This window comes from Bacteroides luti, from assembly GCF_900128905.1.
GTDB classification, from domain to species: Bacteria; Bacteroidota; Bacteroidia; order Bacteroidales; family Bacteroidaceae; genus Bacteroides; species Bacteroides luti.
In genome coordinates this window covers 149,157-165,907 of record NZ_FQTV01000004.1, presented here as the reverse complement: position 1 = coordinate 165,907, position 16,751 = coordinate 149,157, and the positions used below count along the sequence as shown (strand labels likewise).

Here is a 16,751-nt window from a genome sequence, read left to right as displayed (position 1 = left end):
GTTATACCCTTTGTGATAATCTTATAAATTAATAATAACCTAAAAAGTTGAAAATATGGCAATTAAGAGTGTATGGCTTGACGAGAGTGAGGACGAATGTCTCTGTTGCGGGGGATGTGAAGCTATATGCCCTGAGGTCTTTGAGGCACCTGAAAAAATGTTGGTAAAAAAATGTGTTAACTATGATTTATATGAGGATAAAATAAAGGAAGCAGCTCAAGACTGTCCTTCAGGAGGTATAAAATATGATTAATGTGCATTATTTTTTCTCTTTGTCCTCTTTTTATTGTTGATTGAATAATTTCAATTTGGCAATCATATCAGCATATATTAATCTGCTGTCAATGCGATCATATACTCTGATAAAAGACTTTCCTGATTTATTTTCGTAATCTCCGTTCTTTTTTATTTCAGGCCTTGAAATGTTTACGTAGTGTGAGGAACACGCGTCAGCTTCAAAACCAGACTGTAGGGCTGTGAGAAGTACAAGAGGGCTATCCCCTAAAATGTATGTTTCTCCCATTTTCCAGTTCTTTGCAACGAGGTCGTTTAAAAAATTAAATAATTTATCAGCCAGATAACATCCTATTTTGCCTTGTGGCTCTATATCTGCCTTTATCTCAGCAAAGCTATACAGGCACTGTCGATAAGTATCTCTTGGAACTTGCCATACAGGCATTGATGAGTTGTTAAAAATTACCTGGGCGGCCGGAACAGAGATTGAAATATTATATTCAACGGCACCACCTCGTTTAGTTAGGATTGGTGATAGTTGTGAGTGGAAAGAAGAATCATATTCTTTCCCTCCAATCCATACAAGAGTAATTTTATCCGCAATTTTGGGTTCCATCAAATAGGCACTTGCTATATTGGTTAATCCAGCGCCACAAACTATATAGAGTGGAAGTTTAGTATCTTTACGCATTGCTTCTTTAATAATAAACTCTGCTCCTTTGCTTTGTTGAGGCTGAAATGATTCAGTTAAAGCATAATCGGCACCGGCTATAACGGGAACTTTGTTTTCTAATCCAAGTATCTTTACCACCTCTTTAGCTCTGGCAACTGCTGAATCCGCACTAAAAGGAAAGTAACCGCCAAAATCTGTATTTGGGGTTAGGTGTGAACCAATAATAGCTCTAACTTCTATTGAAGGACTTAATAACTGGTGAGCTAGCTGGAATAATCCGTCAGGGTCTCCTCCGAAGTCATTGTCTATAATAACTCGTGCCCGGGGAATGATTATAGGCTTTTTTCCAAAAAGTTCTGGAGAGGAAACTTGGGCTGATAATATATTATTAATAAAAAAGAATGCGATAAGAAATATAGAGGTTTTAAGAACTTTCAGCAGAAATGTAATATCTGTTTTTTTGTTTTTCATAAAATATTATTGATATTGTTTACCTTATTCCTAAACAAAGTTTATTTTGAGATTGCTAAAGTAATGTTTTTGTTTTCCATAACACATATATTTATCTGGTATTTTTATTTGAACTAACAAAAAAGGCAATCTGAGATTTCAGACTGCCTTGTTATTTGAAGGTGGCTTAATGAAAGATCTGTTTTTATTCTCCTTTAACACTCTTTCCAATCCGTTCTTTCAACTCTTCTGCTTTGCCTTTAGCAGCATCTACTACATTCTTTAGTTCATTCTTTGACATAGTATAGTACTTGTCGGCATATTCGCCAACGCACTCAAACTTGCCCTCTTCCTGCAGTTTCCTGACAATATAGCCTATTGCACAACCAACAGCTAAACCCCAAATAACTCCTTTCATAATTTAAGTTTTTAACAGTTAGTAAATTAGTGAACTCTCTATAAATAAAACACCTGAAATGGGTGCTTTGTTTAGCATGAACATCTTCTGTTTTTAATTGTTTTTTTATATGCTGAAGAGAGTAAAGTTGATGTTTGATAAACCTAAATACTTAAATAATATGGCAATAAAAAGAGTATGGCTCGATGAGAGTGAAAACGAATGTATTTCATGCGGCGCATGCGAAACTGCATGCCCGCAAGTGTTTGAGGTGCCCGATAAAATGGTAATTAAAGCAGGTGTTGACTTCAATCAATATGAAGCCGAAATACTTGATGCTGTGGATGGCTGTCCTACAGAAGTTATAAAGTACGAATAGATGTTTTTATTTGCATTAAAAAGATATTCGGGTATTATAGTCTGATTCCGGAAACAACAGCTTGTTCACTTTTCTCAAGTAAAGAATCGAAATCGCATTCGCTGACTTTAATAGGAGGATGAACTGTGAACGTTAAGCGGTTGCCTAATCCCAGTGGGAAGGAACCATATTGGAACATTTTCCAGGAGTCGTTAATTGTTACAGGTACCACATAGGCACTTGGTGCATATTTACATAAAATCTTTAAGCCATTAGGAGAAAATCTTTTTGGCTTTCCTGTTTTAGAACGAGTACCTTCGGGGAAGATTACTGCCGAACGAGAGTTGGTTTCAATATATTCGCCCAGTTTCTTTATTGCAGGCAATGCTTGTTTCGGGTTCTTCCTGTCTATCAGTACCGAACCACCGTGATTTAAATTGTAGGAAATACTTGGAATATGTTTTCCAAGCTCAATTTTACTAACAAATTTAGGGTGAAACTTTCTGAAAAACCATACAAAGCCCATAATATCAAAAAGACTCTGGTGATTTGACACAAAAATCAAAGGTTTACCTTCGGGAATGAGATCTAAGTTTTCAACTTTTGAGGATGAAAATGTAAAAACCATTGTTTTTAGTAGAAAAAAGCCTAAATAATCCACACTTTTCTTATGTGCATTATATCCAAACCAGTTCAGACAAACCCATTGAATAGGGTGAAATACACAGATTACTAACAAAAAGTAAAAATACGCAAGTAATGATAGCGGGTATGATAATAGTTTTTTCATCTTTTGGAAATTTTCTGCAAAAATAGGATTTTAATTGATTCTTGTTTATATATTGCCTAAATCTTTAGCTTTTATTTTAATAGTTTTCCTTCTTTCCAATTGCATTATTTAATACTGTATATTAAATAATTATTTAATTTTATTTTCTTCTTAAATATTGCTGTATGTAAATATTCTATATTATATTTGTTATGTTTATAATACCACAAAAAATTGAGGATAATATATAAAGAAGCAACAGTCATTGAGTAACCTATATTTTATAATTGAAAAATGAAAAACTCTAATATTCTTGAAATAGATGGACGGTCTTTATATTATGCCTTTATTGCCGGAGGTAATAAAATTCTGCAAAATCAGGCTGAAATAAACAAGATAAATGTATTTCCGGTTAAAGATAATGATACTGGAACAAATCTGGCATCCACCATTCGTTCTGTTATGGATAGTATTAATCCCGAAAAATCTTATAAAAATACGATAGATAATATTGCTGAAGCCGCATTAGTTGGCGCACGTGGTAACTCTGGGGTAATATTTGCTCAGTTTTTGTTTGGAATAAGCAAGGAAACCGAGTCTAAACACTGTGTCACTGTTTCTGAATTTGCGGCAAGTGTTAAGAAATCTATTCCCTATATGTACGAAGCCATTTCAAATCCGGTGGAAGGAACCATGCTTACAGTAATCAAAGAGTGGTCCGACTATATATTTAGTAAACAGTCTGTCATTAAAGATTTTAAGAGAATTCTAGTAAGTTCGTTAGAGGTCCTTCATCAATCGCTTGTCGATACAACATCTAAACTCAAGGTTTTAGAAAAGAGCAAATTGGTTGATGCCGGAGCAAAAGGTTTTGTTTTTTTTATGGAGGGTATTATTGATTTCATCAAAAGTAATAATATCCGTAAAATTGTATCACTATCAAATGAAAATATATCTCTTATACATTCCGATGATACATCTAATGAAGATATTAATTTTCGTTATTGCACAGAAGCCCTTTTAAGAGATTTATCTTTAAATAAATCCGATATACAGAAGCTGCTTATTGAAAATGGTGATTCTGTTGTTGTAGCCGGATCCGATTCTCTTTGCCGAATACATGTTCATACCAATCATCCGGCTGCGCTATTTAACACCCTTAAAAATTATGGAACAATATCCTATCAAAAAGTAGATGATATGGTTCGCCAAAATGAATATGTAAAGCATAGAAAGTGGAATATTGCACTGGTTACCGATTCTGCATGTGATTTGTCGCAGGAACTTATTGATTATTACCAGATAAATATGCTTCCGCTTAATATTAATTTGGATGGTAATTATTATCTTGATAAGGTGACTATGCAGCCCGATCAGCTCTATGATTTACTTGACAGTAGTGATGAACTTCCCAAAACTTCGCAAATAAACGAACGTACATTCACTAATCTATACTCTCAACTAGCCTCACACTACGATGCCATTATTGCCTTGCATCTTACGCAACAGTTTAGCGGAACTTATCTTAATAGCCTGAAAGCCGCAGAGCGAATAAAGAGCGAGTTTAATAAACCAGTGTATGTTATCGATTCGAAAAACCTCTCGGGCGCTCTGGGATTGCTGGTACTCAAAATAGCAAAAGCCATAGAAGAAGAGATGCCAATACAAGATATAGTTAAATCTGCAGAGGAGTGGATTAAGAATCTAAAAATATTTGTCAGTGTTAAGGATCTTAAGTATATGATTAAGGGGGGAAGAGTGTCAAAGAATAAAGGTTTCCTAGCCACTTTGCTAGGTATAAATCCGGTTGTTTCCATGGATAGTGAAGGTAAAGCAATGTTGTTTGGGAAAAGCTTTGGGCAGAAAGCAAATATCAATAAAGTGATAAACCATATCCGCACACTTACTGAGCGACAACAAGTATGGAATTATATTGTTTTGCATGCCCATAATAGAAAAGGTGCCGATATTTACATAAACAAAATGTATGCTCTCACAGGTAAACAGCCGGTTTCTGTAGTAGATATATCACCGGTTATAGGCATGAATGCCGGTATTGGGTCTATAGCTGTGTCTTTATTACTGGAATAGTTTATTTAAACTTTAATCTGTAATATTATGATTCAAATCTATTTAAACGCTCTGATTTTAATCATCAGTCTGATGTCAGTTTTGTGGATAGTCAGCATATTGATTAACAATGTAAGCATTGTAGATCTATTCTGGGGGCTGGGGTTTGTGATGACAAATACATATTATTATTTTGCTACTAAAACCTTTTATCCTGTTCAGACAGTTCTTTTTGTTATGGTTCTTATCTGGGGAGTGAGACTTTCAGGATATCTTGCCTGGAGGAATATTGGTAGGGGAGAAGATTTTCGTTATCAGGAGTTCAGGAGAAAGTATGGCGATAAGAATTATCGCTGGATTAGTTTCTTCCAGACTTTTTTGCTTCAGGGAGTACTTATGTGGATTATTTCTGTTACATTGCTGGGAGTAAACATGTATGCCAGTCCACATGGACTTACATTCCTTGATTATGTCGGCATATTTGTATGGCTTACGGGATTGTTTTTCGAGGCGGGAGGTGACTACCAGCTGGCAAAGTTTAGAAGTAATATTAATAATAAGGGTAAAGTTCTTAATACCGGTTTATGGCGATATACCCGTCATCCCAATTATTTTGGAGATTCCGCCGTATGGTGGGGATATGGATTGCTCTGCTTGTCGGCTGGCAGTTATCTACCGGTGATCGGGTCGCTTCTTATGACCTTACTTATTATTAAAGTGTCGGGTGTGGCATTGCTTGAAAAAACAATTAAAGACAGAAAACCCGAGTATGCAGAATACATTCGTAAAACAAGCGCTTTTATACCCTGGTTTCCTAAAAAATAAGATTAAATAATGATATGCTGATCAGTGCCTTATTTATATTAGCGGCTTATTTGCTGGGCTCGGTGCCATTTGGTTATCTGTTTACAAAATATGCAACCGGTAAGAATGTGCTCGAATTGGGAAGTATGAGTATTGGGTCCACCAATGTGGAGCGTGTGGCAGGTAAAAAGATCTCTGTATTAACACAGGTTTGTGATATGTTGAAAGGTCTTTTGCCTGTAGGTATTGCAATTGTGCTTCAAAAAAATAATATAATATTTCTTGAAGATTATTTTATCTGTCTTATAGCACTGGCAGCAATATTGGGGCATGATTTCTCAATTTTTCTGAAGCTGAAAGGAGGAAAAGGTGTGAATACCACTTTGGGGGCTTCAATATTGCTTGCACCTATACAGGTACTGGCTTCGGTAATCATTTTTTTCGTTGTAAAGAAGTTCACTAAATACGTATCTGTTGGTTCAATCTGTTTGGGCATATCATTACCCCTTACCGGACTATTCTTTCCCATATCCTATTGTTTTTACTATTTACTTACAGTTGCCCTGCTTATTGTAATTATGCACATTCCCAATATCAGCAGATTGATACGGGGTAACGAAAATGCAACTGCTTCTCAACAGAAAAAACAAAAAAATGCATAATCATCTCCCACCTGCTACTAAAATAGGTCTAATATTCATATAATCAGATTGTTATTCTGGTGGGAGATAAATGTTTTATACATTTTTATCTGCTACTAAATCCTGCTTTTCTTGAACTATGCTGAGGCGCGAAAGTTCACATTTTCAAACTCAACAGAAACTGCACGAATCTCATCTTTCTCTATTACCGGACGGGATTTCAGTTTGGCTGAGAAATTCCAATTTTTTTTAAATACTCAGTAGGACTTTCACCAAAATATTCTTTATAGCATTTGCTAAAGTACGATGGAGAAGTAAATCCTACTTCGTAACATATCTCTGCTATAGTCATATCTGAAGAGGACATCAGCGCAGATGCTTTCTTTAAGCGAGTTATACGAAGTAGCTCATTGGGAGCATAATTTGTCAGAGCTTTTATTTTTCGATAAAGTTGCACTCTACTGAGTCCCATGTCTTTGCCCAGATCTTCTACATTGAGTTCAGAGTTGCTAATCCCTTCTTCTATAAGTTTTTTGAACTTTTCGATAAAAACTTTATCAATGTCGCAGATAGGTTCTTTTTCGAGTATATTATTATCACCAAAGAATTTTTTCATTCGTTTGTGTCCGTCAATAAGATTTCGGACGCGTGTTGTAAGTACCAATGAATTGAAAGGCTTGGAAATATATGAATCTGCTCCATTCTCAAATCCTTCGATACGCTGTTCATCAAGAGAGCAGGCTGTAAGAAGAATTATAGGAATGTGGCAGGTTTGTAATTCACCTTTCAGACGTCGGCAGCATTCTATACCATCCATGCCAGGCATCATTATATCGCTTATAATTACGTCTGGTATATATTTCATAGCCTTACGGATACCTTCAGTTCCGTCTTTAGCTTCTATCACTTCATATTCTTGCTGAAGTAGTTGGCGTATATAAGAACGGATATCAGGATTATCATCAATAACAAGTACTGTCTCACAATTTTCAGAATGAATTTCATCAATAGAGAATTCGTCCGGTAATTCAAATAATTCTTGTTGAGTTTCGGAAGAAATAGTTGTAACCGAAGTTGCTTCACAAAACAATGCCTGTTCAAAAGGTAAGTCTACGGTAAAGATAGTGCCTCTTTGTTTATCACTTTCCACCTGAATATTACCCTTGTGCATATCTACAAAGGCTTTAACAAGTGCTAGTCCGATGCCGGAACCTTCGTGGTGCAAATCTGTTTTGTAGAATCGTTCAAAGATGTTCCGAATATGTTCAGGAGAAATAGCAGTGCCGCTGTTGGCAATAGTGAAACGTATATATTTTTTCTCTTCTAGCTCTATCGTAAGGAGATTCACATGTATCACTCCATTTTCCGGAGTGAATTTGAATGCATTGGATAGCAGATTAAAGTAAATCCGTTCCAGCTTCTCTACGTCAACAACAGCATGAAAATCCGTATTTGGAAGAACATCATAGATAAATTTTATATGTTTCTTTCTAACAACTGCGCGGAATGCCGAATTCCATTCTTCAAATGAAACTGCGAGATTGATCTTATTTAATACTAACTCCAGCTTCCCGTTCTCAAATTTGCGGAAATCCAATATTTGGTTCACTAGACGGAGCAGAATATTTACATTCTTTTTCACCAGTTGCAATGATTGTTGTTGGTTATTAGTGAGGCTTTTATCACCAAGAAGTTGATCAATAGGATCGGCTACTAAGGTAAGAGGTGTACGGAAATCATGTGATATGTTAGTAAAGAATACCAGTTTGGCATTTGTGGCTTCTTCCAGCTGCTTAGAAAGCTCTATTAATTGATCTCGCTGCAATTCCAGCTGTTCTTTTTGGTTAGTAATTTCATCATTCCTTTTTGATAGTTCTTTGTTTAATCTGTTTTTAGTATGCAGAGATTTCCATAAAATCAGAAACATTCCTGCAAAAAGCAACAGAACTATGAAACTTCCGTATAAAATAATCTTTTGAGTAGCATAACTAGTCAGATAATTATCTATGCGAGTATTTAGAAGTCCAATCTTCTTCTCGTTTTCGGCAATATGGTCAGTTTGCAACTTCATTACCCGGGCATTGGTCCTGTCTACAACGGCTGTGCTGAGTATTGTTTCCCGCGGATAGCTCTTCTTTTCAAGAATTTTCATAGCTATCTGCATTACACGGTCGCCTCCTGTGGGATAAATGAAAGTTGCATCCAAAACATTTCTAAGCACAAGGTCCACACCTAAATTTTTGCCAGGAAGAGCATCAATACCTATAAAGGCTGTACCTTTTTCTCTTTTCTGCTTCTTTGCAGATAGATAAGCTCCTGCAGCCATACGATCATTATGAGCAAAAACTATATCAATTTTTGGAAAACGAGTAAGGATTGAATTCATTTTCTGTTTAGCCTGAAATTGAAGCCACCCGGCATCTTCTTTACATAACAAAGTTATAGAGGGGTATTTACTGATAGCACTCATAAAACCCTGATGGCGATCAATGGCAGGTGTTGAACCACTCAGACCGGTTAGCTCTGCAATTGTTCCTTTTCCTTTAAGTCGTGCTGCGATGTATTGACCTACGGTTTTACCAATCTCATAATTATCTGCACCCACGAAAGCAGTGTATTTATCTGAAAGTATCTTGCGATCAACTACAATGACTGGAATTCCTTTATTATATGCTTCTTCAACAATAGGTGTCATAGGAGCTGCTTCATTAGGGGCAACAATCAGAAGATCTACTTTTTTATTAATAAAGTAATAAATATCTTTAGCCTGCTTTTGATTGTTATCCTTGGCTGTGCGTATCTCAACCTTAACTCCACTGTAAAACTGAGCTTCACGAAGTATTTCGTCGTTCATCTTGTGCCTCCATTCGTCATCACTGCATTGTGACACTCCAATAATGTATCTGGAAGAATCTTTTTTGCATGAAGATGACAAGAAAGTAAGGATAAACAAAATAATCAAGGTTATGTATTTCATTGTGTTCTCCAAAATGTAATTAAGGTACAAAGATAAAAAAAGGAGGAGCATCTGCAATAGATGCTCCATTAGAAGCTAAGGTATTATAATAATTCGACTATCTTAATCGCTTTTTAAGAGTTTCCGGCAAAACAGGCATGGCCCCACTTTGTGTACAAATATAAGCAGAAACATCTACAGCTAATTTATGGGCTTCCCGGACGGATTTGCCTTTAATTATTGAAGCACAGAATGCTGCAGTAAATGAGTCACCGGCCCCAACAGTGTCGGCTACGTTAACATTTGGTGTTTCAAGGAAAGAAACCTCTCCCGAAGCAAAGACATAACTGCCATTCGTACCACAGGTAAGAATCAGCATTTTTAGCTCATATTTGTTGATTAACTTCCAGCAAGTGTCCTGAAGGTCAATGCCGGGATAGCCAAACATACGAGAGATGATAACTAGTTCTTCATCGTTTATCTTGAGTATATTACATTTATTTAAAGAGTTCTCAATAATCTCTTTGTCATAAAAGTTCTGACGAAGGTTTATATCAAAAATTTTGCATTGTCCTTCTCCATCTGGCATCGTGTCAAGAAACCGGTTTATTGTTTCTCTTGATACTTTGCTACGTTGTGCAAGTGAGCCAAAACAAACGGAACGTGTAGAGAGGGCCAGAGTTTGCAGCGCTTCGGTGAATGGAATGTTATCCCATGCTACTCCTTCTTTTATTTCATAACAAGGTACACCCTCAGCATCCAGTTCCACCTGAACTGTACCTGTTGGGAAGTTTACCTTTTCCAATTGATATTTCAGATTCTTTTCATGAAAAACATCTAGTATTTCATTCCCCAATGCATCGTTGCCAATAGCACTTACTACACAGCTCTCAAGACCAAATTGTGATACGTGATAAGCAAAATTAGCAGGTGCTCCGCCTATTTTTTTCCCTTCAGGCAGCATATCCCAAAGTGCTTCACCCAATCCAACAATTATATTATTCATAATACTAAAATTTTATGTTTCTTGTTAATAATAAAAGATAAGCAACTCCAATGGTCATAACTAAAACTGCACCAATCTGGGCTAACATTATATCGGATACTATCCCCATCACAAGTGGAAATATTGTACCACCAAACAATCCCATAATCATCAGTCCGGATACTTCGTTCTGTTTGCTTGGCTTGTGCAGCAATGCCTGGGAGAAGATAATGGAAAAGACATTGGAATTCCCGAAACCAATCAATGCTACGCAGGCGTAAATAGTTATTTTTGTATCTACAAAATAGAGGCCACCCATACCAAGAGCCAACATGATAACACTTATTGCGAAAAACATCTTTCCGGAAACTTTAGCCAAAATAAAAGCTCCTGATAGACATCCTATGGTACGGAAAAGGAAATATACACTGGTAGCATATCCTGCATCAGCCAATTCCATACCCAAACGTTCAATCAGAATTTTTGGAGCAGTTACATTTGTTCCTACATCAATACCCACATGGCACATAATACCAAGGAATGACAATAGAATAAGTTTATCGCCCAATAAAGCGAAGCATTCGCCAAAACTGGAACTTTTACCTTCAATCTTTTTTTCTTCAATAGATGTAGAGCTAAGAACAACAATAGCAATAATTGCAATAATGGTAAAGATGGGGAACAGAATTTGCCAATAAGAAAATTGTATTGCACCCCAAGCTGCAAGAATTGGTGCCACAAATGAGGCTATGGCTTTTACAAACTGCCCTAATGTTAAAGAACTAGCTAATCTTTCTCCACTTACAATGTTGGAAATAAGCGGATTGAGAGATACCTGCATCAATGTATTGCCGATCCCTAATAATGAAAACGAAATCAGCATACCTGCATATGAATGGCTAATAATAGGTACAATTAATGCCAGTATTGTAACAACGAGGCTCAGCAATACAGTCCTTTTTCTTCCTATACGGTTCATCAGCATACCTGTTGGGACTGAGAATATCAAGAACCAGAAAAATACCATTGAAGGAAATATATTTGCCTCCGTGTCAGTGAGACTTAAATCTGCTTTTACATAATTAGTGGCAATACCTACAAGGTCTACAAATCCCATTGCGAAGAAACAGAACATCACTGGGATAAGCTTAGCATATATTTTTTTTGTATTTTTCATAAATTAACTTATGAATTAGGATTATTTTAAACCGAGTTTATATGTAGTAAACGAAGTAACATTATAAGAACCGCCTTTCGCATAAAAACTAATACGATTGTAAGGCTCAGATGGAAAAATAAGATTTGTCATAACAAAACGTCCTCCATCACCAAAAGCTTCAATGCTGGACTTATCAACAAATAATCGAAGTGTCATCTCTTTATCATTTCTCAAGGGAGCAGTTGTTACTGCTGGGAATTCTTTACTAAAAGACGTTATCCCACTTTTTGTTCTATCTATAGAAAAACTCTTTTCCACCAAATTATAGGTTACATCTACTTCTTCACCCTTAGAATTAAAGAGTTGAAAGCCTATGATTTCTGCATTCTTATTCTTTATAGTCATTTCTATCTCATATGCTCCGGAATTATCTGTCATTAACTTATCCACATTGTACGTCCGATCTACTTTAAATGAACGCTTTTTTATCTGTTCGCCACGTAACTTCAGTAATTCGGGAGAAGGGGTACTCTTCAAATAAGTTCCACCTTTGTAAGTATAAAGACTTAAGTCGCGTGGAACAGAGTTTGCACTACGATACTGTTTCGTAGGTACATCATTGGCATATTGCCAATTACTCATCCATGCCAACGCTATGTGGCGTCCTTCTAATGCATTACTCCAGGTTACGGTTGCATAATGATCTTTTCCCCAGTCCATCCACTTATTCACATTCGGAGATTCGTTTATGAATTTCTTTCCATCGAAATTACCAACAAAATATTGTGTTGCCGAACCACCAAATGGTCCACCAGGATTTATATTACAGATAAGTACCCATTTTTTCAGTTCGGTTCCTTCAATGGGTAATTCAATAAGATCAGGACATTCCCATACACCACCGTGTGCACCTTGTCCATCACCAAATCGGCTCTCCATAGCCCACTCCTTGAGGTCGGAAGAAGAATAAATTCTCATCTCTTGTCCGGCTGCAAGAATCATAACCCACTTTCTTGAAGGCTCATGCCAAAATACTTTCGGATCACGAAAATCACGTATAGTAGAAGTTAGAATCGGGTTTCGTGCATATTTAATAAATGTACGGCCATTATCAAGACTATACGCCATACTTTGCACCTGACGATCACCGGCCGAAGTATAAAAAGCCACAAGAGCTCCTGCGCCAAATCCTGCTGTATTATCTTTATCAACAACGCAACTACCACTAAAAATGCTTCCCAATGCATCGGGAGCAATAGCTACAGGAAGGTGCTCCCAATTCACTAGATCTTTGCTTACAGCGTGTCCCCAATTCATATTTCCCCACATGGAGCCGTATGGATTATGTTGATAGAATAAATGATATTCTCCATCTTTATAAACCATTCCATTGGGATCATTCATCCATCCGTAAGCTGGTGTAAAATGGTAGACTGGACGAAAGGCTTCAATATTCCTGGTATCAAAAGAGTCAGCTAGTTTCATCTCTTTCCAGCATACAGCAGAATCAGGAATGAATTGGAAGTTGAAAGTAATGCTCTTGTTCTTATAAGCAGAAATTTCAACCGGAACAAAATAATCAATTTTATTTATAGCCAGACGGACATTGATAGTTTTTACCACATCATTATCAACAATCATGTATAGCTTAGCTTCTCTTGAGGTTTCCTGAACTGGCAAGAGCAGATATTTTTTGTGTGCATCAATTTGGACGATGCTTTGTTCATCGCCCAAATGTTTAATCACTAATTGTGGATTAGAAGCCTGACAAGACAAAAGCAAAGTAAACAGTCCCATTAATAAGGAACTAAAAGATCGTTTAACTGTTTGGCATAATTTACTTAGTGAAATCATGTTTTTATTGGTATTACATTCAATTAATAAATAGTTGCCCGGGAAAGCATATTGCAAAGAAAGAAAATAATAAAACAGAATGATATAAGAATTGTTTCATAATGTATTAAATATGATTCACTGTTCTATTAAATTTTATGCATGAAACAAAAATAATCATCTTTGAAACAAAAATTATAGTTCACCTAAATAGAAATTATTTCCTTTACGACATGAAATTTAAGCCGGGAAAGCTTTTCTTGAGAATTGAATTTTTAAAATGTTAATCTTTTTAATCTATAATGAAATATGAGAAATCTTATCATTATGATTTTCCTTCTATCTTTCTGTGGTATCTTAAACGCGCAGAATGTTACGATTAAAGGAAACGTAAAATCAGCTGCTGGCGGCGAGCCTCTTATTGGCGTAAATGTAAGTGTCAAAGGTAAAGCAGTAGGGACAGTTACAGACCTCGATGGTAATTACCAATTATCAGTACAAAAAAATGAGATACTCACCTTTTCTTTCATTGGATACGATAAACAGGAAGTAATTGTAGGTGCACAAACTATTATTAATGTTGCTTTAAAGGAATCTTCCCTATTATTAGATGAAGTTGTTGCTGTAGGTTATCGCACAGAACGTAAAGCTGACCTCACCGGAGCTGTTTCTGTCGTGAAAGTGAACGATATGATGTCCGCAGCCGAAAACAATCCGATGAAGGCGCTGCAAGGACGTGTTGCCGGTATGACAGTCACTTCTGACGGAACACCAAGTGGAGCTGCCACTATTCGTATTCGTGGTATCGGAACGCTGAACAATAATGATCCGCTATATATTATTGATGGTGTTCCTACTACTTCAGGCATGCACGAACTAAATGGAAATGATATTGAAAGTATCCAGGTACTTCGCGATGCATCGTCTTCAAGTATTTATGGTTCGCGTGCGGCAAACGGTGTCATTGTTGTTACAACAAAGAAAGGAAAGAAAGGCCTTGTCAAGGTAAACTTTGATTCATATGTTACGATGTCCAGCTATACTAATAAAATAGATATTCTTAGTTCAAAAGAGTATGCTGAAGCTATGTGGAAAGCCTCTGTAAATTCAGGAAAAGATGCTAATGATAATAATATAGGTATCCGTTATCAAGAAAGTATTGATGCAGCAGGCAACAAAGTTTTAAACAACGTTTTATTTCCGGAATATCTTGACGATGCAAAAACTATGAAACCGGCAAATACTAACTGGTTTGATGAAGTTACACGCACAGGCATCGCACAGTCGTATAATCTTTCTGTTAGCAATGGTACAGAAAAAGGAAATAGTTTTTTATCACTGAGTTACTATGATAATGAAGGACTGGTAAAATACACTGATTTTAATCGTATTTCTGCCCGAATGAATAGTGACTATAAACTATTGGGCGATATTGTTACAATAGGGGAGAATTTCACAATAAACAAAACTTCCGAAGTAACTCAACCATATCAGATAATTGAAGCTGCATTGATTGCAGTTCCTTTTATACCAGTGCATACAGAAGATGGGAAAAACTGGGGAGGTCCTATAACCGGACTTCCGGATCGTCAAAATCCAGCCCGATTAGTAAATGATAATAAAGACAACCGTTATAATTACTGGCGTACATTTGGTAATGCTTATATAAACATTCAACCCATTAAAAAACTGAATATTCGTTCTAGTTTTGGCTTGGATTATGGCAATTTTTATAAAAGATCGCTCACATATAGTTATCAAACAGGTTATCTCCAAAGTGATAAAACCAAATCCTTGATAGAGCAGGCACACTGGACAAAATGGACATGGTCGAATACTGCAACATACGATTTTGAAATTGGGAAAAATCGTTTTGAAACTATGCTAGGTATGGAAATGTTTCGTCAGAGTGATATCAATTTTTCAGCTTCACGTGAAGGCTTTGCTGTAGAAACTCCGGATTATATGTGGCCAGATCTTGGAACAGGAACCAGTGAAGGCACTGGTAGCTCTACTGCCTATTCACTGCAATCATACTTTGGTAAAATTAATTATGCATACAACGAAAAGTATCTTGCTTCTGTAACATTACGTCGTGATGGATCATCTCGTTTTGGAAAGAATAATCGCTGGGGTATGTTTCCTGCCTTTAATCTTGGATGGAAAATTAATCAGGAAGCTTTCATGGAAAAAACGCATGACTGGTTGTCTGATTTAAAGCTTCGTTTTGGTTGGGGACAAACAGGTAATCAGGAAATGGCAAATACAGCAATATATGATATTTATGTTACTGATTACGGAAAAGGAGATCCTACATGGAATGCAGTATGGGGGACAGCTTATGACTTGAATGGAACAGGTTCTGGATTGCTAAGTTCAGGCTTTAAAAGAACACAACTTCAAAATCCTGATTTAAAATGGGAGACAACTACACAAACCAATATTGGTCTTGATTATGGATTCTTTGGACAAGCTCTTTACGGCTCAGCTGAATACTACATTAAGAAAACAAAAAATATTCTTTATTTACCGGGCTATGCCGCAATCATGGGAGAAGGAGCAAATAAATGGTATAATGGTGCTGCTATGGAGAATAAAGGCTTTGAGTTAACATTAGGTTATCGCGGAAAAATGAATTCAGGTTTGCAGTATGACATAACTGGTAATATATCAACCAATGCAAACAAGGTGACTTACCTGCCTGAATCGGTGAAAAAATCTTATGGTGGTAACGGTACCTATGATAACATACTGGGACGTCCACTAGGTTCATTCTATGGATATGTGGCCGACGGTATTTTTAAAACACAAGACGATCTTGATCAACACTCTAAACAAGATGGTAAGGCTTTGGGACGCATTAGATACAGAGATCTGAACAATGATGGCGTAGTAAATGATAAAGACCGTACATGGATTGGTGATCCGTTTCCTGATTTTGCTTACGGTTTAAATATAGATTTGTCATATAAAAACTTTGATTTGATAATGTATTTTCAAGGTATTCAAAATGTAGATGTAGTTAATTCTGTAAAATATACAACAGATTTCTGGAGTGTATCAGATACCCGTTCAAATAAAGGCGCTCGCCTTCTTAAAGCTTGGGATCCAGTTACTAATCCTAATTCAAATATTCCGGCATTATCTTATAGCGATACTAATAATGAATCTCGTTTTTCTTCTTATTTTGTTGAAAATGGTTCATACCTGAAACTCCGTAATATCCAGTTAGGATACAATATACCTCAGCAAGTATTGCATAAAATAAAAGTAGAAAAATTCCGCATCTATGCTAGTGCTCAGAATCTATTTACGATCAAAAGCAAAAATTTTACAGGCGTTGACCCTGAAAATCCAGGATGGGGTTATCCTATTCCTTTGACAGTGACCTTTGGTGTTAATGTTTCATTTTAAAAAGACCT

At 36.4% G+C, this 16,751-nt stretch carries 13 protein-coding genes; 6 read left to right on the top strand and 7 right to left on the bottom strand.

The genetic code is table 11. From position 1 onward, the window contains the following. The first annotated feature begins 55 nt into the window (after nt 1-55). Nucleotides 56-253, top strand: coding sequence for a ferredoxin (locus tag BUC21_RS05075; protein ID WP_073399869.1), 198 nt, complete (start codon nt 56-58; stop codon nt 251-253). A 30-nt stretch (nt 254-283) separates the two neighbouring features. On the opposite strand, the gene BUC21_RS05070 is transcribed toward BUC21_RS05075, so the two are convergent. Together BUC21_RS05070 and BUC21_RS05065 are read right to left on the bottom strand one after the other, a co-directional pair. Continuing rightward, nucleotides 284-1,378 carry a nucleoside hydrolase gene (locus BUC21_RS05070; protein ID WP_217653503.1) on the bottom strand — a complete coding sequence of 365 codons (1,095 nt, stop codon included), beginning with the start codon at nt 1,376-1,378 and terminating at the stop codon, nt 284-286. A gap of 184 nt (nt 1,379-1,562) precedes the next feature. Then, nucleotides 1,563-1,775, bottom strand: a complete 213-nt coding sequence (locus tag BUC21_RS05065) for a hypothetical protein (RefSeq protein WP_073399867.1) — start codon at nt 1,773-1,775, stop codon at nt 1,563-1,565. Nucleotides 1,776-1,935: 160 nt separating this feature from the next. Here BUC21_RS05065 and BUC21_RS05060 point away from each other — a divergent pair, with 160 nt between their 5' ends. Next, nucleotides 1,936-2,133 (top strand): ferredoxin, encoded by a 198-nt coding sequence (locus tag BUC21_RS05060; protein ID WP_073400067.1) that lies wholly within the window; start codon nt 1,936-1,938, stop codon nt 2,131-2,133. 34 nt (nt 2,134-2,167) lie between these two features. Here the strand turns inward: BUC21_RS05060 and BUC21_RS05055 are convergent, their stop codons facing one another. Beyond that, a complete protein-coding gene (locus BUC21_RS05055; RefSeq protein ID WP_073399865.1) occupies nt 2,168-2,902 on the bottom strand; it encodes a lysophospholipid acyltransferase family protein in 735 nt (244 codons plus the stop codon). A gap of 273 nt (nt 2,903-3,175) precedes the next feature. Between BUC21_RS05055 and BUC21_RS05050 the strand changes: the two genes are divergently transcribed. Genes BUC21_RS05050 through plsY form a run of 3 tightly spaced genes read left to right on the top strand, consistent with a single transcriptional unit; the run spans nt 3,176 to nt 6,417 of the window. After that, nucleotides 3,176-4,972 (top strand): DAK2 domain-containing protein, encoded by a 1,797-nt coding sequence (locus BUC21_RS05050; protein ID WP_073399863.1) that lies wholly within the window; start codon nt 3,176-3,178, stop codon nt 4,970-4,972. Between the two features lie 27 nt (nt 4,973-4,999). After that, nucleotides 5,000-5,776, top strand: coding sequence for a DUF1295 domain-containing protein (locus BUC21_RS05045; RefSeq protein WP_073399861.1), 777 nt, complete (start codon nt 5,000-5,002; stop codon nt 5,774-5,776). A 14-nt stretch (nt 5,777-5,790) separates the two neighbouring features. Then, nucleotides 5,791-6,417, top strand: coding sequence for a glycerol-3-phosphate 1-O-acyltransferase PlsY (plsY, locus tag BUC21_RS05040; protein WP_083547602.1), 627 nt, complete (start codon nt 5,791-5,793; stop codon nt 6,415-6,417). Nucleotides 6,418-6,616: 199 nt separating this feature from the next. Here the strand turns inward: plsY and BUC21_RS05035 are convergent, their stop codons facing one another. From BUC21_RS05035 to BUC21_RS05020, 4 genes are all read right to left on the bottom strand, one after another. Further along, nucleotides 6,617-9,373 (bottom strand): hybrid sensor histidine kinase/response regulator transcription factor, encoded by a 2,757-nt coding sequence (locus BUC21_RS05035; RefSeq protein WP_073399859.1) that lies wholly within the window; start codon nt 9,371-9,373, stop codon nt 6,617-6,619. 97 nt (nt 9,374-9,470) lie between these two features. Continuing rightward, nucleotides 9,471-10,358 (bottom strand): carbohydrate kinase family protein, encoded by an 888-nt coding sequence (locus tag BUC21_RS05030; RefSeq protein WP_073399857.1) that lies wholly within the window; start codon nt 10,356-10,358, stop codon nt 9,471-9,473. 4 nt (nt 10,359-10,362) lie between these two features. Then, nucleotides 10,363-11,514 carry an MFS transporter gene (locus BUC21_RS05025; protein WP_073399855.1) on the bottom strand — a complete coding sequence of 384 codons (1,152 nt, stop codon included), beginning with the start codon at nt 11,512-11,514 and terminating at the stop codon, nt 10,363-10,365. A gap of 21 nt (nt 11,515-11,535) precedes the next feature. Next, nucleotides 11,536-13,293: a glycoside hydrolase family 32 protein gene (locus BUC21_RS05020; protein ID WP_245797070.1), complete on the bottom strand. Its 1,758-nt coding sequence runs from the start codon at nt 13,291-13,293 to the stop codon at nt 11,536-11,538. Nucleotides 13,294-13,638: 345 nt separating this feature from the next. Between BUC21_RS05020 and BUC21_RS05015 the strand changes: the two genes are divergently transcribed. After that, on the top strand, nt 13,639-16,743 hold the full coding sequence (locus tag BUC21_RS05015; RefSeq protein WP_073399851.1) for a SusC/RagA family TonB-linked outer membrane protein: 3,105 nt from the start codon (nt 13,639-13,641) through the stop codon (nt 16,741-16,743). The last annotated feature ends 8 nt before the right edge of the window (nt 16,744-16,751 follow it).